We start from the raw sequence: 21,875 nt of genomic DNA on the forward strand, positions 1-21,875 counted from the left end.
AAAAAAATTGTTTTAGTAGCTTATATTTTGTCATATAAAAAAATACCCTATAGAGTTTTTAATATACTCTATAGGGTATTTTTTTAATATTTCTTGCTCAAATTAATCAAAGAGGAATCAATATTGATTCATATAATATTATGTACAAAATTTGATTATTTATTATAGGGGTAATACCCCCATAGTCATCAAGCTAAGAAACGAAAATAATAATTAAATCAATTATATTAATGCTATACAATGATTAAATTCAGTTATATTCATGCTAAATTCAGTTTACGTTGATATAGCTGTTCACCTATACTATAATGTTATTAAAAGGTAAGTAATAAAGGAGAGGTGTTACGTTTTGGACAACAATATATTAAACCTTGAACAGGCTATTGATTTTTTAGGAGTCAGCGAAAAAACTTTAATCAAATTATTGCGTGAAGAACATGTTCCTGCCAGAAAAATCGGGCGTGAATGGCGCTTCAACAAACAAGCATTGATAAATTGGATTGCGTCTGGAGATTCTATGGATTACATCAATCAAAATGAACGATATATTGTTTCAGAGGATATTTCGGGTGAGTCTACTGCTCTCTTTGATAAAATTGATGAAATGCTGAAAACAGTGAAGGAGCATGGTTATAAAATAAAATCAATTCTGAAACAACTTGACAAAGATATAGAAGTTCCTGATAATTCCACGCTGCGTATCAGTTATAAACAGCAGAGAGAAGTTGAAAGACTGGAATTTAAAGTGTTCTGGGATTTGCGGGAAAATTCAAGGTTTGAATCCAATAAGAAATAATCTATATATCAAAAATTATAGATGTTGATTATTTTGTATAAGCAATAGGATAAGTAGAAAGAAGGAAATTCTAATGTGGGTATTATTTGCATTTGGTTCAGCATTTTTTGCTGGAATTACAGCTATTTTAGCTAAGATCGGAATAAAAAAAACAGATTCTAATCTGGCAACTGCAATCAGGACTATTGCTATATTAATTTTTTCATGGCTCATAGTTCTTATTGTTGGTTCCAAAAATACGATTTATCAAATAAGTGGACAAAGTTTACTTTTTTTGATATTGTCAGGACTGGCAACAGGAGCTTCATGGCTTTGTTATTTTAAGGCTCTTCAGCTTGGGAATGTAAATAAAGTAACACCAATAGATAAATCAAGTACAGTATTAACTATGATTTTAGCTTTTATCTTATTAGGGGAAAAGATTACTTGGATAAAATTCATTGGTATGTGTGCTATAGGAATAGGCACATATATGATGATAACTAAGAAGGAAGTGAAAAACAAAGAAATTGTAGATAGCAGATGGTTATTTTATGCTGCGCTGTCAGCGGTGTTTGCAAGTTTGACTTCAATTCTTGGAAAAGTGGGAATCAGTGGAGTTGAATCAAATTTAGGAACTGCAATCAGAACCATTGTTGTATTAATTATGGCGTGGGCAGTAGTTTTTGTTTCGAAAAAACAAAATGAAATTAAAAATATTGATAAAAGGAGCTGCTTGTTTATTTGTCTTTCAGGAATTACAACAGGAGCTTCGTGGCTTTGCTATTACAGAGCGCTGCAAAAAGGTCTTGCAAGCGTAGTTGTACCTATAGATAAATTGAGTATTGTTATTTCAATTGTATTTTCATATTTTATTTTAAAAGAAAAACTTACGAAAAGGTCATTTTGGGGATTAATAATAATTGTAATAGGTACTTTAGTACTATTGATAAAATAGTTTACATTTGTGAAGATAGATTTACATATCCTTTTGGTACAATAATTGAGATTTGTAGTATAATTATGTATTAGAAATGCTTAGGGTATAAATTTTAATAAAAATACTTATGGAAAAAGGTGATTACATGCTTAAGATAGGTTCACATGTTTCAATGAATGGAAAAGATATGCTTTTAGGTTCTGTAAAAGAAGCTCTTTCTTATGGTGCAAATACTTTTATGTTTTATACAGGAGCACCTCAAAATACTTCTAGAAAACCTTTAGAAAAGCTTAGAATTGATGAAGCAATAGAAAAGATGAATGAAAATGGTATTGATGAAATAGTAGTTCATGCTCCTTATATAATAAATATTGGAAATAGTATAAAGCCTGCTACTTTTGAACTTGGAGTGAATTTCTTAAGACAAGAAATAGAGAGGTCTTCTGCTATAAAAAAAGTAAAACAGCTTGTGCTGCATCCTGGTGCCCATGTAGGGGCAGGTACGGAAGTTGGAATAGCACAGATTGTAAATGGATTAAATGAAGTTATAACTGGAGATCAAACTGTACAGATAGCTCTTGAAACGATGGCAGGAAAGGGATCGGAATGTGGAAGAAATTTTGAGGAAATTGCAAAAATAATAGATGGAGTAAAATACAACGAAAAAATTACAGTTTGCCTTGACACCTGCCATATTAACGATGCCGGATATAATGTAGCAGAGGATTTTGACGGGATATTGAATGAGTTTGATCATATAGTAGGTATAGATAGATTAAAAGTAATTCACTTAAATGACAGTAAAAATCCTAAAGGGAGTAGAAAAGACAGGCATGAAATGATTGGATTTGGCAGCATTGGATTTGATGCACTTTCTTATGTAGCAAATCATGAAGATTTAAAAGATGTTCCTAAAATTTTAGAAACACCTTATTTAGCAAATACTGAAGGTGAAAAAAGACCTCCCTATAAATATGAAATCGCTATGCTTAAAGCTAAAAAGTTTAATGAAAATATTAAACAAGATATATTTACAAATTGATAATATAATTCTCCCCTAAATAAATTATCACATATATGGAAAAAATATATGTATTATATGTTATAATTTATATGTTACAATAATTTTATTATTTACCATTTTATATCATTTTTGTATATAAACTAAAGTATGGAAATATAAATTTAGGGGAGATATTTTATGAATGAAAAGAAAAGATTTAGTATTACAAGATATACTATTCTTATAGCAATTATGATAATTATTTTTTCCACAATAATCATAAGGCTTTTTTTTCTTCAAGTAGTGCAAGGCGCTGAGTACAAGGAAAAGGCAAGTAATAAATCTATAAAAGAAATTTCAGACATAGCTCCAAGAGGACAAATTTTGGATTCTAAGGGCAATATTTTAGCTGCCAGTACCCAGGGATACATGTTGATATATAATCAAACTGATAATCAGGATAAAGTTTTTTTTAGTACTATGAATAAGGTATTTAAAATATTGGATGACAGTGGCGAAAGTCAGCAGGATGATTTTGAACTAAAAGTGAATCCTTATAGATTTGAATTTAGAAGTGATGATGAGGATACAAGAAAAAATCTTGAAATCAAGTTCAAAAGAGATCGGGGATTAAATGAGGAATTAGAAAAAAATATCAAGAAAAAAAGCAAGAATATACCTGATGATGAACTTAAAGTGCAGGTTAATAAAGAACTTTTGAATATGTCTCCAGAGGATACCTTCAAAAAGCTTATGAAACGATATGGTATAAGTAATACTTATCCTCTAGAACAACAGAGAAGGCTCATGATTGTGAAAGACACCTTAAAAATGAATAGCTTTTCAGGGTATAAACCTGTTATTGTGGCTAGCAATATAAAAAAAGAAACTGCCTTTAAATTTTTGCAAATATTAAATGAACTCCCAGGAATGGATGTGACCACAGAACCTATAAGATCTTATCCAAATGGAGATTTAGGATCAAACTTTTTAGGGTATATATCAAAAATATCTTCTAGTTATGAAAGATATACAGAAAAAGGATATAATGTAAATAGTGATTACGTAGGGCAAGCAGGAATTGAAGGAGCTCTTGAAGACAGACTAAAAGGATCAAAGGGTGGAAGGATAGTAAAGCTAGATAAAAATGGAAAAATAACTGAAGAACTTGGAAAAAAGGAATCGTGTCCTGGACAGACAGTACAGCTTACTATAGATACAAATGTACAAAAAGCAGCAGAAAATTCCCTTGAAAGTACTTTGGCATATCTTAGGAGTAATCCTAATGAGCAGCAAGGATCAAATACTTCAAATGCCACAAGAGGAGAAGCTGTCGCAGTAAATGTAAATACGGGAGCAATAATAGCAATGGCTCAGGTACCCAGATATGATCCAAATTTGTTTACAGTACCAGGAAAATTGTCTTCAGAAATGTATGATGAATATTTTAACCCTAATTTAGAACAGTTTGGTAGAAAATATATTGAAACACGAGGAATTACAGCTAATTATCCAGGAGAAAGTGAGGATGAAGTACTAAATGAACTTTTCCCAATTGATAAGAGCATAAAGAATAATAGCACTATAAGAAAAGATGTATATGATATATATCCAAAACCTTTTTATAATTATGCTACTCAATCTCTTATTCCTCCAGGTTCTACTTTTAAACCCATAACTGCTATTGCAGGTCTTGAAACTGGAGTCATAACTCCAGATTTTACTGTAGATGATCAAGGAAAATTTGATCAGGGAGGAAAAATAGTAGAGTTTAAGTCGGATGGCCCTCAAGGAGTTGTAAATCTTATAAGTGCCATAGAGAAATCCAGTAACCCCTATTTCATGACAGTGGCAGAAAAGCTTAGAAATGCGTTGGGAGATAATATTCTGGCAAAATATGCATGGAAGTTTGGATTGGGTATAGATCCAAACAGCAGTGTTAAAGCTGCTACGGGAATAGAAATACCAGAAAAGTTTGGGCAGGTATATAATACTGTGTCGAATAAAACTGCTTATGCTAGTACTTATCTTTGGAAAACTATGTCTGTACTTAAAAATGGGCAAGATGACTACGGACACAAAATTGTTACAATAGATTTATATGATAACGATAATGATTCAAAAGAAACAACACAAATTAAAAATTATATTAAAAATCTTATAAAAGATTGTATAAAAAATGGAACTAGTTCTTTTGACAAATCAAAATATAAGGAATTATTTTCAGAACTTACATCAAAGGATGTTAATAATAAAAGGGATATAAGTGACAGCCAAATGAATAGTTTAATCAATGAAATATATAGTATTACTATTTCAGATGCCAATGCACAACTAAAAGTACCTGCAAATATAGAAGATGCTGCTATAGGTCAAGGATTAAATCAATTTACGCCTCTTCAAATAGTGAATTATGTTGCAACTCTTGCAAATGGAGGTACTAGATATAAACTCCACTTGGTAGATCAATATCTAGATACAGATGGCAAAGTAATTGAAAAAATCAAGCCAGAGGTTATGAAAAAAACTGGTGTCAGTGCTGCAAATTTGGAATCTGTCAAAGAAGGAATGAATGCCGTTAATGAAAATGGTACAGCAGCTCATGTATTTAACGGATTCCCAAAAAGTACAGCAGGTAAAACAGGTACTGCTCAAAGTCTTGGTAATCAAGAACAAGTTGGAAGAACGGACTATGCAGAGTATATAGGATTTGCTCCTAGTGATAAACCGGAAATAGCAGTATGTGTGGTTTTATTCGATGGTGGCCACGGAGGAGTTGGTGCAGCTTCTGTAGCTAAAGATATTTATTCTTCATACTTTAATATAAATAATAAAATTAAATGAATGTCTATTGTTGCAGTACTATATTCCATTGTTTGAATAGTGTACTTAAATGCTCCTTTAGGTTTAACAAAAATTTGTGAGTATTATCCTTTAGATAAGGAAAGTATATTAGTTATTAGAAGCTATTGAATTAGAGAAAATTAACTGTAATGAGCAAGTTTTTGATGAATGGTTAAGAGGAGATGTAGTGTAAATTGAGAGATGATTATAGGAATCTATTTAAATTCATAATAAAGGCATATTATAGTGGAAATTTTGAAGAAGAAGTGATGTCATTTTTATTAGAGTCTAAAATGGATAAACAGGAATTGTGTAAGATTATATCTACGTTGTGCGGCACTAATATAGATTATAGTTCCAATTTTATAGAAAATTTGAAAAAAGCAATAAAGTCTTATAAACAAGAAGGTAAAGTAGTCAATAAAGTTAGAGACTGTTCCATGGAATGTGTGGATGAAAAAGGTGAGATACTTTGTCAAAAAACATGTCCTTTTGATGCAATTTTTATAGACAATAAGAAAAATTGTGCTTACATAGATAAAGAAAAATGTACCGATTGTGGTTTTTGTGTAGATGTTTGTCCTACTGGGGGAATAATGGATAAAGTTCAGTTCATTCCTCTTGCTGATATTTTAAAAAGCAAATCTCCAGTTGTGGCTATAGTGGCTCCTGCCATAATAGGACAGTTTGGCGAAGATGTTACTATGGATCAACTTAGGACTGCTTTTAAAAAACTGGGATTTACTGATATGATTGAAGTGGCATTTTTTGCAGATATGCTTACTTTAAAGGAGTCTATTGAATTTGACAATCATGTAAAAGATGAAAAAGATTTTATGATAACCTCCTGCTGCTGCCCTATGTGGGTAGCTATGGTAAAAAAGGTATACAGTAATTTGGTTAAACACGTATCCCCCTCTGTATCTCCAATGGTTGCAGGAGGAAGAGTACTTAAAAAGTTAAACCCTTACTGCAAGGTAGTGTTTATAGGACCATGTATTGCTAAAAAATCTGAGGCAAAGGAAGAAGACATAAAAGGAGCAATAGATTTCGTACTTACTTTTGAAGAATTAAGAGATATATTTGATGCTTTTCATATAGTTCCATCTAAACTTGAAGGAGATTTTTCCTCTAAATATGCGTCTAGGGGTGGAAGATTATATGCTCGTACAGGGGGAGTTTCTATTGCAGTAAGCGAAGCTGTGGAAAGAATTTTCCCTGAAAAGCATAAACTATTTAGTGCAATTCAGGCAAATGGCATTAGAGAATGTAGAGAAATGCTTACCAAGGTGCAAAATGGAGAAATAAAAGCTAATTTTATTGAAGGAATGGGCTGCATTGGCGGATGTGTAGGTGGTCCCAAAGCAATTGTACTTAAGGATGAAGGTAGGGATCGAGTAAATAAATTTGCACAAGATTCTGAAATAAAAGTTGCTGTAGATAGTGAATGCATGCATGGAGTATTACATGCTTTGGATATACATTCTATAGATGATTTTAAGGATGAGAAAAAAATAGAACTGTTAGAACGAGAATTTTAATTTGAAATTATAAGAAGCAAATAAGTTGATTTATTTGCTTCTTAACAAATTATCTATACTATTAAAGTTATATCCCTTTTTATTAAGTACTTCTACCATCTGGTGCAGTGGTGAATTGCTTGAATAAGTATAAGTTGGGTATCCATTTTTCTCTATTGAAAGATTTATATAGTCAAACTCAATGTAGGGGTGGTAGAATAAACTTGCAATCGTATTGTCATTTATTTCCCTTATTTTATTCAACATATTTCTACAATCATTTTTACCATCTACATATCCTAAGGGAGTTGGAATGTAAACAGCTTTTCTATGACTGTTTTCAAACTTTACAATATGTTTGGATTCTGTAAAACCTCCATTTATTGAATAAGGTTCATACATATAGTTGAAGGACTTTTCTATTGCTGTCATTTGTTCGGGTAGTATGGCATAATGGGGTGCTTCAAAAAAATCACAATTTATATCCAATGCCTTTGCTGTCCCTATAGCCTTACTAATTCTATCCTTAGCATATTCAGCACTTGCTGGAATATTATCTTTTTTACTTCGGTGAAATTCTATTGCGTCAATGCTTTTTGTATTTCCATATTGATGAGTGTATCCATGAAGTCCTAAAATACCATTTTTATTTATCATGTAATCCAGTGTAAATACAAAGTCAGCATTAAACATATTATTTTTTTCCAATAAATTGTTGTCTATATTCATGGAAGGATCAACATATCTTGGAACCCAGGCAACGTAAAATATTGTTCCTTTAGCATATAAATAATCAGTTACTATCCGCAATTTTTCTAAGGTTTCATGGGAGTTGTAAAGTCCTCCTGCAGAAATGTCTTCTAATCTTAGTAAAGCTGCTTTCTTCTTTACAGGGGTAGTACTTAAGGTAACTATATCCTTATTTTTGTAAAAGCAAATTTCTGAACTTTTTTCATTCCAATAAGTTTTTAAGTTAAACATATTGGTAAAATCAAATAGGGATATATATAAAATGTTTTGTTTTAAAAATACTTTGTGTCTTAACTTATGTGTTGTTCCATTTATTTTATAAGTAGCCCTTTTAGTATCAATAAGAGAACGTGTTGAGAGAAAATTTAATTCAGCTTTCCCATGTTTTATTGAAAATTTTCCATCTAAATTAGATACTATTTCATTTACAGGTATGTAATATATGTTGCTTTTTACACCTATAGGTAAGTCAATCTTAATTTTTTTGTTTTCATAAACTAAGTTTATAGGTGCTTTTTTTAAGTCGAAGCTGTCTAATGAAAAATTTTTATAGCTGGAGCTGCCTTTTACATTAAAAATACTGCTTTTAAAAATTATCGCACCCAATAATGTAAAAACAGTAAGTGCAATTATAATTGTTAATATAATAAATTTACGGCTTCTAATAATATCACTTCTTTCAAAAATAATACTTTAATACTATTTATTATATTGCTTTTATAGAAATATATGTATTAAGTTAAATTTAACTTATATGGTGCAAATTACATAAGGATTAAATACAGGTCTATTTAGGTGAGTAAAATAATTTTATGTTATAATATAGTAAAATTTAGAGCTCATAGTAAATGTAAGTAAATGGTTAAAAAACATCATAAGTAGCCAATTATTTATGATGTTTTTGATGAAAGATGTGGAGGAGAATTAATGAGAATTTTACATACTTCTGATTGGCATTTGGGAAAAAATCTAGAGGGACATAGTCGTATGGATGAACAGGAGGCTTTCCTCAAAGATTTTGTACATATAGTTTCGGAGAACAATGTGGATTTAATAATTATTGCAGGAGACATTTATGATAGTCCTAATCCACCTGCAAGAGCGGAAAAAATGTTTTATGATACGCTAAAAAAACTGTCTTCAAATGGGGAGAGAGTTACTTTGGTTATAGCAGGTAATCATGATAATCCTGACAGATTAGTAGCAGCAGGACCTTTAGCTAGAGATCATGGAATTATAATGGTGGGTACACCAAAATCTGTAGTGCCTATAGGAAATTATGGTAGACATACAGTTGTGAGTTCAGGAGAAGGATTTATTGAAATTCATATAAATGAAGAAAAAGCTGTCATACTTACAGTTCCTTTTCCAAGTGAAAAGAGGCTAAATGAAGTTTTGTATGGAGATATGGATGAGGAAGAGGAAAGGGCTAAGTCTTATGGTGATAGAATAAAGGCATTGTTTAGTAAATTAAGTGAAAATTATAGAGAGGATACTATAAATATAGTAGTATCTCATTTATTTACTATGGGTAGTGAAGAATCAGGCTCAGAGAGAAATGCCCAGCTTGGAGGAAGCTTTATAGTAGATTCAAGCTGTTTTCCTGAAAATGCCCAGTATATTGCACTTGGTCACGTACATAAACCTCAAATAGTACCAGCTACGGAAAAGAGGGCTAGGTATTCGGGATCTCCTTTAGAATACAATAAAAAGGAAATTAATTTTAAAAAGAAATGCTTTATTATAGATGTAAAAGCAGGAGAAAAGTGTATAGTAAAGGATATAGAATTTAAAAAATATAAGCCCATAGAGGTGTGGAAATGTAAAAGTATTCAGGATGCAATAGAAAAATGTGAAGAAAATAAAGATAGGAATTGTTGGGTTTATTTGGAGATAACTACGGACAGGTATATAAGAGAAGATGAAATAAAAATAATGAAAACTACTAAGAAAGATATAATTGAAATTATGCCTAAAATAGTTGAAAAAAGCAATGACAATTTTGATATAAATAGTTTTTCACAGAAATCCTTTAAGGATATTTTTAAAGAGTTTTATTTAAAAGAGAGAAAAGTAGAACCTCAGGAAGAATTAGTTAATATGTTATTGTCTGTTATGGAAGGTGACGAAAACAATGAAGCCAATTAGACTTAAAATAAAAGGATTAAATAGTTTTATAGAATCACAATGTATAGATTTTGGAAAATTAACCCAAAGAGGTTTGTTTGGAATATTTGGACCTACTGGAAGTGGAAAATCGACCATACTTGATGGCATGACTCTGGCCTTATATGGTGAAACATCCAGAAAAAGTTCAAATTATATTAATATAAATTGTAATACTTTAAGTGTTAGTTTTGAATTCCAGATATCTGGAAGAAATATAAAAAAATATAGAGTTGAGAGAGAATTTAAAAGAGACAATAAAACAGGCAGCCCTAGAAGTAAGTTAGCTAAAATAGTGGATGTTACAGATGATGTGGAAAAGATATTAGAAGAAGGGGCTAGAAATGTAACTGAAAAATGTGAGGATATTATTGGGCTTAGGTTAGAAGATTTTACAAGGACTGTAGTTTTGCCCCAGGGGAAATTTAATGAATTTTTAAGGCTTGAGGGAAAAGACAGAAGAAATATGCTTGAAAGACTTTTTAACCTTCAAGAATATGGTTATGAGCTTTCTGAAAAATTGTCAAAGAAGATTGGCAGGGAAAAAAATAAGGCAAATTTAATTGAAGGCGAGTTAAAGGGTTATGAAAATATAAATGAGAAAGTTTTGGAAGAGAAGAAAAATACACTTTGCGAATTAAATAAAAATTATGATAAGTGTCAAAGTGAACTAGTTGATTCGCAAAATAAATTTAATGATGGAAAAGAACTGTGGAATCTTCAAGAAGAGTTAAAACGTCAAGTTATAGAGCAGGAGAAATTTAAGAAAAATGAAGTATACATAAATGAAATTCAGCAAAAAGTTTTATTAGGGGAAAGTGCAGCAAAAGTAAAACCTTATATTGATGAATATGAAAATACGATCTCAAAAATTAAAAGTATAGAAAAAGAACTTTTGATTTTAAATGATACTATGAAATCTATAAAAAATAATAAAGATGAAATAGAAAATAAATTAGAGAATGCCAAAAATAAAAGAAATAATGAATTGCCTAATTTAAAAATAAAGGAACAAAAGGCTATTGAGGCAATAGAAGAAAAGTCAGTTTTGAATATATTACTTCATGATAAAGAAAAATTAGAAAAAAATATTGCAGTTTTGAAACAAGATTTGCAAACTAACGGTAGGAATATAGAAAAAAGTGAGGTAGACATTAGTAGGATAAACTGTCAGATAAAAGATAGTGAAAATAAAATGCAGGCTTTGAAAATCCCAGAAGAGTATAAGAAAAAGATTAATGAAGGCATAGTGATTTTGAACAACCTTGAAAGTATTGGTGAACAGAAAAAAAGTGCAGTTAGGGATATAGAAAGCTTGAAATCAAATATTGAAACTGAAGAAAAGAAAAGTGAAATACTAGCTAAAAAAAATAATGAAAAATCTAATTTATTAGAAGATAATAATAAGTTATTGAATAATTTAATAGAGAACTGTCCTGGGGATCAAAACTCACTTTTAACTTTGCAGAAAAATTTAACAGATGCAAGAGACAAATGGAGTAAATATTATGAATATGAAGGTGATTTGCGCAGCAGCACTACTTTAATAGAAAAGCTTAAAATTGAGCTTCAAGACAAGAAAAGTGAAAAAGGTAATTTGGAAAATGAAATTGAAGAAATAGATAAAAAAGTAAAAAAGATTGAAACTGAAAATTTGGCACATACTTTGAGGAAATCTTTAGTAGAAGGAGAGCCCTGTCCTGTATGTGGATCAGTTCATCATGTTGTAGAAAATGTTATAATTTTAGATTCAAGTAATTTGAAAGAGCTAAAACTTGATTTGGATGCAAAAATTCAAAGAAGTAATAAACTAAATAATGAAATAGTGAAAATAGATACGAATATTAAAGTACAAAAAGAAAACACAGCAGACAGACAGAAAAAGATAAAAGAATTAGGTGAGAATTTTAAAGCATTTCCTTTAAAAGATGTTGAAAGTAAGTTTAATAATTTAAAGAAAGCTGTGGATGAATTCAATAATAAAAAAATAACTCTGGAAAATAAGATTAAAATTTTAAATCAAGATAAAAATGTCATAGAAATTGAATACAGTAAATCAGTTACGAGAAAGGTAGAAAACAGTTCTCAGCTTCAAAAGTTACAGGAAAGTTTTCAGAAAATAGACCAGAAGTGTGCAAAAGTAAATAGTGAATATGAATTATTAAAACAAGAACTTGGTATCTGTAATTTTAAAGAAAAGAATGAGGAAATCCTTGAAAAGGAGAAAAGTAGAACATTACTTGAAAATATTATAAAAAATCTAAGAAAAGATTTAGAAATTGAGCAAAGAAAAAAAGAGAGTTTAAATGAAAAATTAATGACTTTACGGACACAGTTAAGCAAAAACAGTGCTACCTTTGTAGAAAAAAATAAAAGCATAGTGGAAAAAGAAAATAGTATAAAAGATAAAGCCTGTGGTAGGGAAGACTTAGAAAATTTAAAAAGAGAGATATTAGGTAACATAAAAAAAATAGAGTATGAATATGAGGAAACAGAAAAAAACAGTAAAAAAATAGAAAAGCAGTACAATGAATGCAGCAGCAGCATAATAGCAGCTCAGAAAAATTTAGTTAGCTTAAATGAAAGATGTGCAGATGACCTGGAAAATCTAAGGAAGGCCTTATCAGAAGAAAAAATTGAAAATATAGTTGAGGCTAAAAATAACTATATGTCTAAGGATAAAATTGAGGAACTTAATATTAAAATAGAACAATATAGAAATGCAAGTGTTAAAATAATTGGTACTATAGAAAACCTTAATACAAAAATAGGTGACAGGAGTTTAAGTGAAGACAGATGGATTGAAATACAAAGTACTAGAGATAAAAATACTGAAACTTTAGAAAAGTTGAAAAAAGACAAAATAGAGCTTGAAAGGGAAGTCAAGGATATAGACGAAAAAATAGGTCAGCTTACAAAACTTTTAAATAAAAAACAGAAACTAGAATATGAGTTAAGTCTTTTAGATGATCTGGATAAACTGTTCAAAGGGAAAAAGTTTGTGGAATTTGTAGCCCAGAATCAGTTGAAATATATATCCATAGAAGCAGACAAGAGGCTAAAGGAGATTACTTGTGGAAATTATGGATTGGAAGTTGATAAGGATGGCAGATTCATCATAAGGGATTATAAAAATGGTGGAGCACAAAGAGATGCATCTACTTTATCTGGGGGAGAGACTTTTGTAACATCACTGGCACTAGCACTAGCACTATCCGCTCAAATACAATTAAAGGGAAGTGCGCCGCTAGAACTATTCTTCCTGGATGAAGGTTTTGGAACTCTTGATGATAACCTCCTGGAAGTGGTTATGGATTCACTGGAGAAAATTCATAATGATAGGCTGTCCATAGGTATAATAAGTCATCTTGAATCAATTAAAGATAGGATGCCTGTAAAGCTTATAGTTGCTCCTGCAGAGGCAGGAATGGGTGGAAGTAAAGTTAAAATAGAAATAAATTAATTATGAAATCATTGGAATTTTTTATTGACATTGATTTAAACTTATAGTAAACTCGTGTTTAAAGATAAAAGCAATGACAGGACTAGTAGATATGTTAAATATTTTAAAGAGAGTGGGGTAAGGTGAAATCTCATAAATATACATATCTAAGATCATCCTGGAGCTGTAGGCTGAATATATTGTAAGCTGATCCGGCTTGTATAGGCCGTTATATGAATCAAGTAAAAATTGGGTGGTACCGCGACAGACTTTTTCGCCCCAGCGAAAGAGAGCTGTTTTTTTTATACACCAAAAGTATAGGCTAAAGGTGTAGTAGATATTGCTTTATTTGTAACCTTTACATTGATAACGCGGTGAAGCTTTACCCGATATGAGTGTGACAGCATACCAGTTAATTTAAAAAAATTTACAGAAGGGATGGAGACTTGGTAATGAATATTGTAGTTTTAATTAAACAGGTTCCTGATATGGAAAAAGTAAAATTTGATAGAGAAAAGGGAGTAGTGGATCGTAAATCTGCAGGTGTAGAGATTAATCCATTTGATCTAAATGCACTGGAAGCAGCAGTGCAAATAAGTGAAAAAATTGATGCTAAGGTTACAGTAGTCAGCATGGGACCCCCAAGTGCAGATCAGGCATTGAGGGAATGCATTGCAAGAGGTGCTAATGAAGGAATTCTTATAAGCGATGTAAAATTTGGAGGGTCAGATACTAAGGCTACATCATCTATACTTGCAAGTGCAATAAAAAAAATAGGCAGCTGTGATTTGGTGATTGCTGGGGAAAAAACTGTGGATGGAGATACAGGTCAGGTTGGACCTGAAGTTGCAGAATTTTTGGATATACCTCATGCAAGTTATGTAAGTAAGATTACAGATGCAAGTGATGATAAAGTTGAAGTTTGTTCTGAAATATGGGAAGGAACTTATTTAAAAAGTGTAAAGTTACCAGCTTTAATTACAGTTACTAAAGATATAAATGAACCAAGGCTTCCGAGCTTTAAAAATAAAATGAAAGCTAGAAAGGCAGAAATACAGACTTTAAAATTTGAAGATTTAAAGGAATATACAGATGCTGATAAAGTTGGCTTTAAAGGATCACCTACAAAGGTTAAAAAGATAGAAGTACCAAAAATACAGAAAAGACAAGGAAAAATTTATAGAAAAGGGGATGCAGCTAAGGCAGAAGATGAACTTGTAGATATATTTAGAAAAAAGAAAATTTTGGAGGCATAATGATATGGAAAAGGAATATAATGGAGTTTTAGTATTTGCAGAACAGAAAAAAGGGGAAATCCATAAAGTAAGTTATGAACTTCTTGGAAAAGCTAGGGAACTTGCGGGTAAATTAGATATACCTGTGTACAGTGCACTTTTAGGGCCTTGTGGTATTAAAGCTGAGGAACTTATATACAGGGGTGCAGATAAGGTATTTTATGTTGAAGATGATATATTTAATGCACCGGAAGAGACAGTTTATAAAACTAATCTAGAAAGTTTGATTAAGAAAGTTAAACCTGAAATTTGTTTAATAGGCGCAACAAGTCTTGGGAGATCACTGGCACCTAGACTTGCAGCTTCTCTTGAAACAGGGCTTACGGCAGATTGTACAGGCCTTGAAATAGATGAAGATGGAAAACTTATACAAATAAGGCCTGCCTTTAGTGAGAATATATTGGCACATATAAAGTCAGACACATATCCACAGATGTCTACAGTAAGATATAAGGAATTTAATGAAAGCAAGAGAGATGAAAATAGAAAAGGTGAAATTGTAAAAGTAGATGCAGTTAAGCTTGAAAATGAACTTGTAAAAGTTATAAAAGAATTGAAATCTCAGGAAGTAAACATCTCTGATGCAAGTGTTGTAGTTGCAGCAGGCAAAGGATTAAAGAAGGCAGAAGATATGGCTATGATAAAAGAACTTGCTGACTTACTTTCTGGGGTAGTAGGAGCTAGCAGGGAGATAGTTGATGATGGCTTCATATCTAAGGACTTCCAGGTAGGATACAGTGGAAACAGGGTAAAACCTAAATTATATATAGCTTGTGGAATTTCAGGGGCTCCACAGCATTTGGCAGGAATGAAGGAATCAGACTTTATTGTTGCAATTAATACGGATCCATCAGCTCCAATATTTAATGTAGCTGACTATGGAATAGTAGATGATATGTACAAGGTAGTACCTGATTTAATTAGTAAAATAAAGCAGGGAAGTTTAGAAACTGTAAGCTGTTAAAATAAAAAAAGGGGGCATTAAAAATGAATACTGATTTAATAAAAAATTCACCAGAAAAAGTAGTTGAAAGTTTAAGAAAAGTTGTAGGAGATGATTGGGTTACTAACGATTTATCTCAAATGCAGGGTTATCTTTATGATGAGACTGAAACATTACTTCGTCCAGAAGCATGTAAAGATTGTGTGGTAGTTAAACCAGCTTCACCTGAGGAAATATCAGAAGTGTTAAAGTATGCAAATAAAGAAGTATTGCCTGTAATCGTTAGGGGCGGCGGTACAGGAGTAGTTGCTGGAGCAATACCAACACAGCCAAGCATTATTTTATCCTTGGAGAGATTAAACAAGGTTGTTGAATTTGACGAAAAGAATCTTATGATTACTTTAGAATCTGGAGCAACATTATCTCAACTACTTGAAGAACTAAATAAGAACGGTAAATTATTTTTTCCTGTACATCCGGGAGATGAAGGTGCACAAGTGGGAGGCATGGTTGCAGCAAATGCAGGTGGTACGAGGGCTGTAAAGCATGGAATTATGAGAAATCATGTTAAAGCATTGGAAGTAGTCCTTGCCACAGGAGAAATAATTACTTTAGGTGGCAAATTGCTAAAAAATAACATGGGTTATGATCTGCTTCAACTTATGATAGGAAGTGAAGGAACCCTTGGTATTATTACAAAAGTAACACTCAGGTTATATGCAAGAAGTAAATGCAATGGAACATTACTGGTTTCATTTAACAGCCAGAGAGAGGCCTGTGATGCAGTGCCTGAAATACTGCAAGAGGGAATAACACCTCTTGCCATTGAATACATGGATAGAGTAATATCTGAAAAAGCAGCAGAGCAGCTTGGAACTACCTGGCCTGCAGCTAAAGGTTCTGTAGATTTGATGTTCATATTGGATGAATGCAGTGAAGATGATTTGTATTCTAATAGTGAAAAAGTTGTAGAAATATGTGAAAAACATGGTTCTGTAGATAGCATTGTAGCGGAAACTGAAAAGGATCAGAGTCATCTTTTACAGATAAGAAGCAATGCATATGGTCCTTATAAAGATAATATAGCAGATATTATGGATGTAGCTGTACCACCATCTTCTGTACCTGATTTCTTTGATGATGTAAAAAGATTGACTAAAGAGTATGGCAATGAAATTGTATCTCTTGGCCATATAGGAGATGGAAATATTCATAACTTTATCATGGGTGACAATGGCAAACTCCCTACTAATTATGAGCAGCTTAAAGAAGAGATATACAAGACTGCAATAAAGTATGGTGGAACAATAACAGCAGAGCATGGTACAGGAAAGACTAGAAAGAAGCATATGCCCCTTCAATTTAGTCAGGTTGAAATAAATATTATGGAGAATATCAAAAGAGCTTTTGACCCAAATAGTATTTTAAGTCCTGGAAATATAGTAGATTAGAGGTTATATCAAATTCTAATCCTAATAAGAGTCTGTGTTAGCTCATTATGTGCTGTGAGTAGCACAGGCTTTTTGAATATTAAATTTCCAGTATAACGTTGAAAAAGGAGATGTGTGTAGTATGAAAAGCATAAAAAATATATCTGCCATTGGATTAGGAGCTATTGGATGTGCCTACACCAGTAAATTATATGATTTTAATCCAGAAGGAATAAAGTTTATAGCTGGAGAAGAAAGAGCTGAAAGGTACAAAAAAAGTGGATTTATAATTAACGGGAAAAAGTATAATTTTACGTATATAGATCCAAAGGAAAAATGCCAGCCAGCAGATTTGATTATTGTCTCTGTAAAGTCAAATCAATTAACTCAGGCTATTTGCGATATGAGAAACCATGTAGGAGAAAATACTATCATAATTTCTCTCATGAATGGCATTACTAGTGAGGAAATTATAGGAAAAGAATATGGAATGGATAAGATGCTGTATGCCTTATGCATTGGCATTGATGGAAATCGTAAGGAAAACAATATCAGTTTTTCTAATATTGGAAACATAACCTTTGGAGAAAAGGTAAATAAAGTTTATTCAGAAAAAGTACAAAAAGTAAAGACTCTCTTTGATAATGCAAAAATTCCTTATAAAATTCCAGAAGACATGATGCGTGCTCTGTGGTATAAATTTATGGTAAATGTAGGTATAAATCAGACTTCAGCAGTTCTTAGGGCAACTTATGGTGTATTTCAAACTAAAAATGAGGCTAAAGAACTTATGGAATCTGCAATGTGGGAAGTGGTAAAATTATCACAAAAAGTAGGGGTTAATCTAAGTAAAAATGATATAGAAGAATGGCATAAGGTGTTAAATACTTTAGGACATGACAGCAGGACTTCAATGTGCCAGGATATTGTATATGGCAGAAAAACTGAAGTTGATATATTCGCAGGTACTGTTTGTAAGTTAGGAGAGAAATATGGTGTAGACACTCCTGTTAACAGGACACTTCTAAATATAATAAAGATAATTGAATAGGTAAATTTTATACCCTTTTAAGGGTATATTTTTTTACGCTTTTTTAAAAAATGGGTAAATATTATCATTATAGCATTGTTATACCAATTAGTTTATTGTAAAATAGAATAAGATTGAGTTTAAAGTAAAATTCATTGAAGTTTAGGGGAAATTGAGGGGGTTTTAGTGTGAATAAAAGTCCTGTAACTGTTTTAAAAGAAAAATGTACAGGTTGTAATAAGTGTATAAGAACTTGTCCTATTCTTGGTGCAAATGTTACAGCAACTGAAAATGGTGTAAGTAAGGTTTACATAGATGAGGAAAGATGTATTGGATGCGGTGAATGTGTAAAGGTTTGCGAACATGGGGCTAGAGACTTTAACGATAGTACACAAGACTTTTTTAAGGATTTGAAAAAAGGCAAAAAAATAACAGTAATAGCTGCACCATCTATTATAGTTAATATTAAAAATTACAAGAAATTTTTTGGATATCTTAAATCTTTGGGAGTATCTATAATTTATGATGTTTCTTTCGGTGCAGATATTACTACCTGGGCTTATCTAAAAGCAATGAAGGAGAAAAATATTTCTTCTTTAATATCACAGCCCTGTCCTATCGTGGTTAATTATATTGAAAAATATAAGCCTGAATTAATAGAATATTTAGCGCCTATACACAGTCCTATGATGTGTACTGCTGTTTATCTGAAAAAATATAAGCATATATGTGAAGATATAGCTTTTCTGTCACCTTGTATTGGCAAGCTAATTGAAATCAATGATAAGAATACAGATGGGTATGTGAAATATAATGTAACGTACAAAAAGATTTTAGATTATTTGAGAGATAATAATGTGAATTTGAACAATTACGATGAAGTTGAATTTGATAATGTTCCTGCTTCTTTGGGGGTTGTTTATAGTTTACCAGGTGGATTAAAAGCAAATGTAAAAGCTAGAACTGAAGAACTACATGTTCTTCAGATAGAAGGACACAAAGAGGCAATTGAGTACTTGAATAAGTATTCTGATAGAGTTAAAGCTAATAAACTTATACCTAGTTTACTTGATATTTTAAATTGCAAAAATGGATGTAATATAGGTACAGCTTCCTTAGACAATTTAACGGAATATGATATTCAATATAGGTTTCATGATATAAAGGTGGAAAAGTTAAGAGAAAAAACTGGCTTGTTTAAGAAAAAAATCAAATCAATAGACGAGTACTTTGATAAAAATCTTAATTTAAACGATTTTGTAAGAAAGTATACTGCACAGAAGGTTAAAAAAATAATTGAACCTACCCAAAAAGATTATGACAACATATTTGATGAGATGATGAAAACTACAACATTGGGAAAAGAATTCAATTGTTCCGCTTGTGGATACAGCACTTGCAAAGAAATGGTAAAGATGATTTTTAACGGCATAAATTCTAAGGAAAATTGTATTTATTATGTGAAGAAAAAAATCAATATGGAATATAGCGAACTGGAAGAAAAAAATGAAGAGGTCAAAGAGTCTATAAACAAAATAACTGTACTAGCTGAGGAAAGACAACGAAAATCAGATGAAATAATTAAATTTGCAAATACTCTATTGGCAGCTATAAATGAAGTAAGTAAAGGGAATGAGGAAAGCGCATCTGCAATTCAAGATATAGTAGAAGAATTAAAGTCAATAATGGATATATCAAGTAAGTTAAAGGAAAACATTCATCAGATAAATGAAAAGTTAGACAAATTCACGGATTCATCAGATAGTATTGTGGCTATTTCAGAGCAGACTAATTTACTTTCGCTAAATGCCGCAATAGAAGCAGCACGGGCAAATGAACATGGAAAAGGTTTTGCAGTAGTAGCAGATGAAGTAAAGAAGCTAGCAGAGCAATCTAAAACTACCGCACAATCTACTAAAAACGAAGAAAATGAAATGATGCAATCTATTTTAAAGGTTATTGAAGTATCTGATTTACTTCAGAACAAAATGGATAATATAAATAACGATATATTAACTATATCGGAAACTATCCAAGAGATAAGTGCTAAGAGTCAGGAGATAGTTTCTAGCTCTGAAAAGTTAATAAACAGTGAGTCACATTAATTTAATTGAAGCCATCGTAAAAACTGAGTTATACCATATATAACTCAGTTTTTTACTGACTAAATTAGGAAGTATAAGACAAGTGAGTTGACCTTAATTGAAAAAGGATATATTATGTAATATGACGTTTATGATATTACTGAAAAATTTTATATTAATAACTATACTTACGTGTACCACAGCTGCAATTTTGGACAAAAGCTGTCATCTTTTGCATTAGCGGATGCACTTGGTAAATTTAAAGATGAAGATGGTGGGATGAACAGATGGTAGTATTAAATGCAATTGGAAGTGTGCTTAGCATAGTAATTATGATATGTACAGGATATGTGCTTACAAAATTTAAATGGCTTAATGAGAACATATCAAAAGTATTTTCAAAATTAGTGTGCAATGTAGCCCTTCCTTGCCTTATGATTTCTAATTTAATGGGCAATTTTACAAGAGATAAATTGGATCATATAGGGAAAGGACTTATTATACCAGTTTTATCTATGGCTATAGGTTATATACTAGCTATATTGATTTCTAAGATCATAAAGGTGAAAAAGGAGAGAACTGGTACATTTCGGTCTATGTTTTTTGTATCTAACTCCATATTTATTGGACTCCCTATAAATTTGGCATTGTTTGGTTCAAAAAGTGTTCCTTATGTGCTTTTATACTATATAGCAAATACTACTTTTTTTTGGACAATAGGTGCTTATGGAATAAGCTCAGATGGACAAGCTGATAAAAAAACAAGTATTTTTTCAAAGAAAACTTTAAATAGAATATTTTCTCCTCCACTTATGGGATTTATAATAGCAATGATATTTATATTTTGTGGAATAAAACTTCCTAAGTTTGTTATGGATACCTGTAAATACTTTGGAGATATGACGACTCCACTTTCTATGTTGTTTATAGGGATAACAATTTACTATGTGGATATAAAGAAAATTAAGATGAGTAAAGATATATTTTTTGTTCTAATAGGAAGGTTCATTATATCGCCAGTTTTAATAATATTTCTGGCAGGTTTCTTCCCTATACCTGAGCTCATGAAAAAAGTGTTTATAATACAAGCTGCTATGCCAGTAATGACAAATACTTCTATAGTGGCAAAGGCATATGGTGCTGACTATGAATATGCAGCAGTGGTTACATCATTGACAACGGCCTTAAGTTTACTAGTTATTCCTATATATATGGCTATAATATAGTTGAGAGTTAGTATTTACTCTCAACTTTTCACTTAACTATGATACACTTATTTCTAAAATTAATAAAATTATACACTACTAAATAATAAAGTAAACACGTAAAAACAAATTAAAATACAATTGCAGTTTTATAGTTATGGGATAATCGAATAAAAAAGATAAAATATGAAAATACATTAGTATTAAATTTTAATATTTAAATTACATACACACACTAAATTTTTCGATAAAATAAATTTAAAAACAAATAAACTTAAAATAGAGTATAAAAAAAACAGACATACACCCCAATGGGGCGAAGGTCTGTCGCTGTACCACCCAAATTATTACTCGTATATATAACGGCTGTGCCGGCATAACTTACTTTATATAAAGTTCAGTCTGCAACTTAGGAGTGATTTTCAACAACTGTAGCTTATGGGTTCCC

14 protein-coding genes and 2 other annotated features (1 of these 16 running past the window's edge) are annotated in these 21,875 nt (G+C 31.3%); of the genes, 13 read left to right on the forward strand and 1 reads right to left on the reverse strand.

Annotation, left to right across the window (positions count from 1 at the left end; genetic code table 11):
• Positions 1 to 349: 349 nt before the first annotated feature.
• From CLJU_RS09935 to CLJU_RS09955, 5 genes are all read left to right on the forward strand, one after another.
• The gene (locus CLJU_RS09935; protein WP_013238679.1) at positions 350 to 796 is read left to right on the forward strand and encodes a helix-turn-helix domain-containing protein; all 447 of its coding nucleotides are present in this window, start codon (positions 350 to 352) and stop codon (positions 794 to 796) included.
• Positions 797 to 869: 73 nt separating this feature from the next.
• Positions 870 to 1,733 carry an EamA family transporter gene (locus tag CLJU_RS09940; RefSeq protein ID WP_013238680.1) on the forward strand — a complete coding sequence of 288 codons (864 nt, stop codon included), beginning with the start codon at positions 870 to 872 and terminating at the stop codon, positions 1,731 to 1,733.
• A gap of 127 nt (positions 1,734 to 1,860) precedes the next feature.
• Positions 1,861 to 2,757, forward strand: coding sequence for a deoxyribonuclease IV (locus CLJU_RS09945; protein ID WP_013238681.1), 897 nt, complete (start codon positions 1,861 to 1,863; stop codon positions 2,755 to 2,757).
• A 159-nt stretch (positions 2,758 to 2,916) separates the two neighbouring features.
• Positions 2,917 to 5,562: a penicillin-binding transpeptidase domain-containing protein gene (locus CLJU_RS09950; protein WP_013238682.1), complete on the forward strand. Its 2,646-nt coding sequence runs from the start codon at positions 2,917 to 2,919 to the stop codon at positions 5,560 to 5,562.
• A gap of 194 nt (positions 5,563 to 5,756) precedes the next feature.
• Complete coding sequence (locus CLJU_RS09955) at positions 5,757 to 7,103, forward strand: [Fe-Fe] hydrogenase large subunit C-terminal domain-containing protein (RefSeq protein ID WP_013238683.1); 1,347 nt, start codon at positions 5,757 to 5,759, stop codon at positions 7,101 to 7,103.
• A 30-nt stretch (positions 7,104 to 7,133) separates the two neighbouring features.
• Here CLJU_RS09955 and CLJU_RS09960 read toward each other — a convergent pair whose 3' ends face one another.
• Positions 7,134 to 8,438 (reverse strand): DUF2334 domain-containing protein, encoded by a 1,305-nt coding sequence (locus CLJU_RS09960; protein WP_013238684.1) that lies wholly within the window; start codon positions 8,436 to 8,438, stop codon positions 7,134 to 7,136.
• 321 nt (positions 8,439 to 8,759) lie between these two features.
• Here CLJU_RS09960 and CLJU_RS09965 point away from each other — a divergent pair, with 321 nt between their 5' ends.
• From CLJU_RS09965 to CLJU_RS10000, 8 genes are all read left to right on the forward strand, one after another.
• Positions 8,760 to 9,980 carry an exonuclease SbcCD subunit D gene (locus CLJU_RS09965; protein ID WP_013238685.1) on the forward strand — a complete coding sequence of 407 codons (1,221 nt, stop codon included), beginning with the start codon at positions 8,760 to 8,762 and terminating at the stop codon, positions 9,978 to 9,980.
• Entirely contained in the window at positions 9,967 to 13,461 is a 3,495-nt protein-coding gene (locus CLJU_RS09970; RefSeq protein WP_013238686.1) for an AAA family ATPase, read from the forward strand. The genes CLJU_RS09965 and CLJU_RS09970 overlap by 14 nt, the downstream gene beginning before the upstream one ends.
• A gap of 64 nt (positions 13,462 to 13,525) precedes the next feature.
• Positions 13,526 to 13,725 (forward strand) — a binding site (T-box leader).
• Between the two features lie 167 nt (positions 13,726 to 13,892).
• Positions 13,893 to 14,696, forward strand: a complete 804-nt coding sequence (locus tag CLJU_RS09975) for an electron transfer flavoprotein subunit beta/FixA family protein (protein ID WP_013238687.1) — start codon at positions 13,893 to 13,895, stop codon at positions 14,694 to 14,696.
• A gap of 4 nt (positions 14,697 to 14,700) precedes the next feature.
• A complete protein-coding gene (locus CLJU_RS09980; RefSeq protein ID WP_013238688.1) occupies positions 14,701 to 15,699 on the forward strand; it encodes an electron transfer flavoprotein subunit alpha/FixB family protein in 999 nt (332 codons plus the stop codon).
• Positions 15,700 to 15,722: 23 nt separating this feature from the next.
• Positions 15,723 to 17,129 carry an FAD-binding oxidoreductase gene (locus tag CLJU_RS09985; protein ID WP_013238689.1) on the forward strand — a complete coding sequence of 469 codons (1,407 nt, stop codon included), beginning with the start codon at positions 15,723 to 15,725 and terminating at the stop codon, positions 17,127 to 17,129.
• A gap of 121 nt (positions 17,130 to 17,250) precedes the next feature.
• A complete protein-coding gene (locus CLJU_RS09990) occupies positions 17,251 to 18,159 on the forward strand; it encodes a ketopantoate reductase family protein (RefSeq protein ID WP_023161684.1) in 909 nt (302 codons plus the stop codon).
• A 167-nt stretch (positions 18,160 to 18,326) separates the two neighbouring features.
• Positions 18,327 to 20,243, forward strand: coding sequence for a [Fe-Fe] hydrogenase large subunit C-terminal domain-containing protein (locus tag CLJU_RS09995; protein WP_013238691.1), 1,917 nt, complete (start codon positions 18,327 to 18,329; stop codon positions 20,241 to 20,243).
• 266 nt (positions 20,244 to 20,509) lie between these two features.
• Positions 20,510 to 21,448: an AEC family transporter gene (locus tag CLJU_RS10000; protein WP_013238692.1), complete on the forward strand. Its 939-nt coding sequence runs from the start codon at positions 20,510 to 20,512 to the stop codon at positions 21,446 to 21,448.
• Positions 21,449 to 21,736: 288 nt separating this feature from the next.
• Positions 21,737 to 21,875: a binding site (T-box leader), on the reverse strand; it runs 60 nt beyond the window's last position.

It is taken from the genome of Clostridium ljungdahlii DSM 13528, assembly GCF_000143685.1.
Lineage (GTDB): Bacteria > Bacillota > Clostridia > Clostridiales > Clostridiaceae > Clostridium_B > Clostridium_B ljungdahlii.

Bases quoted from the DNA above. Each gene is read 5' to 3' on its own strand.
- CLJU_RS09970 (WP_013238686.1), top strand. From the start codon at position 9,967: ATGAAGCCAATTAGACTTAAAATAAAAGGATTAAATAGTTTTATAGAA.
- CLJU_RS09985 (WP_013238689.1), top strand. From the start codon at position 15,723: ATGAATACTGATTTAATAAAAAATTCACCAGAAAAAGTAGTTGAAAGT.
- CLJU_RS09940 (WP_013238680.1), top strand. From the start codon at position 870: ATGTGGGTATTATTTGCATTTGGTTCAGCATTTTTTGCTGGAATTACA.
- CLJU_RS09950 (WP_013238682.1), top strand. From the start codon at position 2,917: ATGAATGAAAAGAAAAGATTTAGTATTACAAGATATACTATTCTTATA.
- CLJU_RS09965 (WP_013238685.1), top strand. From the start codon at position 8,760: ATGAGAATTTTACATACTTCTGATTGGCATTTGGGAAAAAATCTAGAG.
- CLJU_RS09945 (WP_013238681.1), top strand. From the start codon at position 1,861: ATGCTTAAGATAGGTTCACATGTTTCAATGAATGGAAAAGATATGCTT.
- CLJU_RS09975 (WP_013238687.1), top strand. From the start codon at position 13,893: ATGAATATTGTAGTTTTAATTAAACAGGTTCCTGATATGGAAAAAGTA.
- CLJU_RS09980 (WP_013238688.1), top strand. From the start codon at position 14,701: ATGGAAAAGGAATATAATGGAGTTTTAGTATTTGCAGAACAGAAAAAA.
- CLJU_RS09990 (WP_023161684.1), top strand. From the start codon at position 17,251: ATGAAAAGCATAAAAAATATATCTGCCATTGGATTAGGAGCTATTGGA.
- CLJU_RS10000 (WP_013238692.1), top strand. From the start codon at position 20,510: ATGGTAGTATTAAATGCAATTGGAAGTGTGCTTAGCATAGTAATTATG.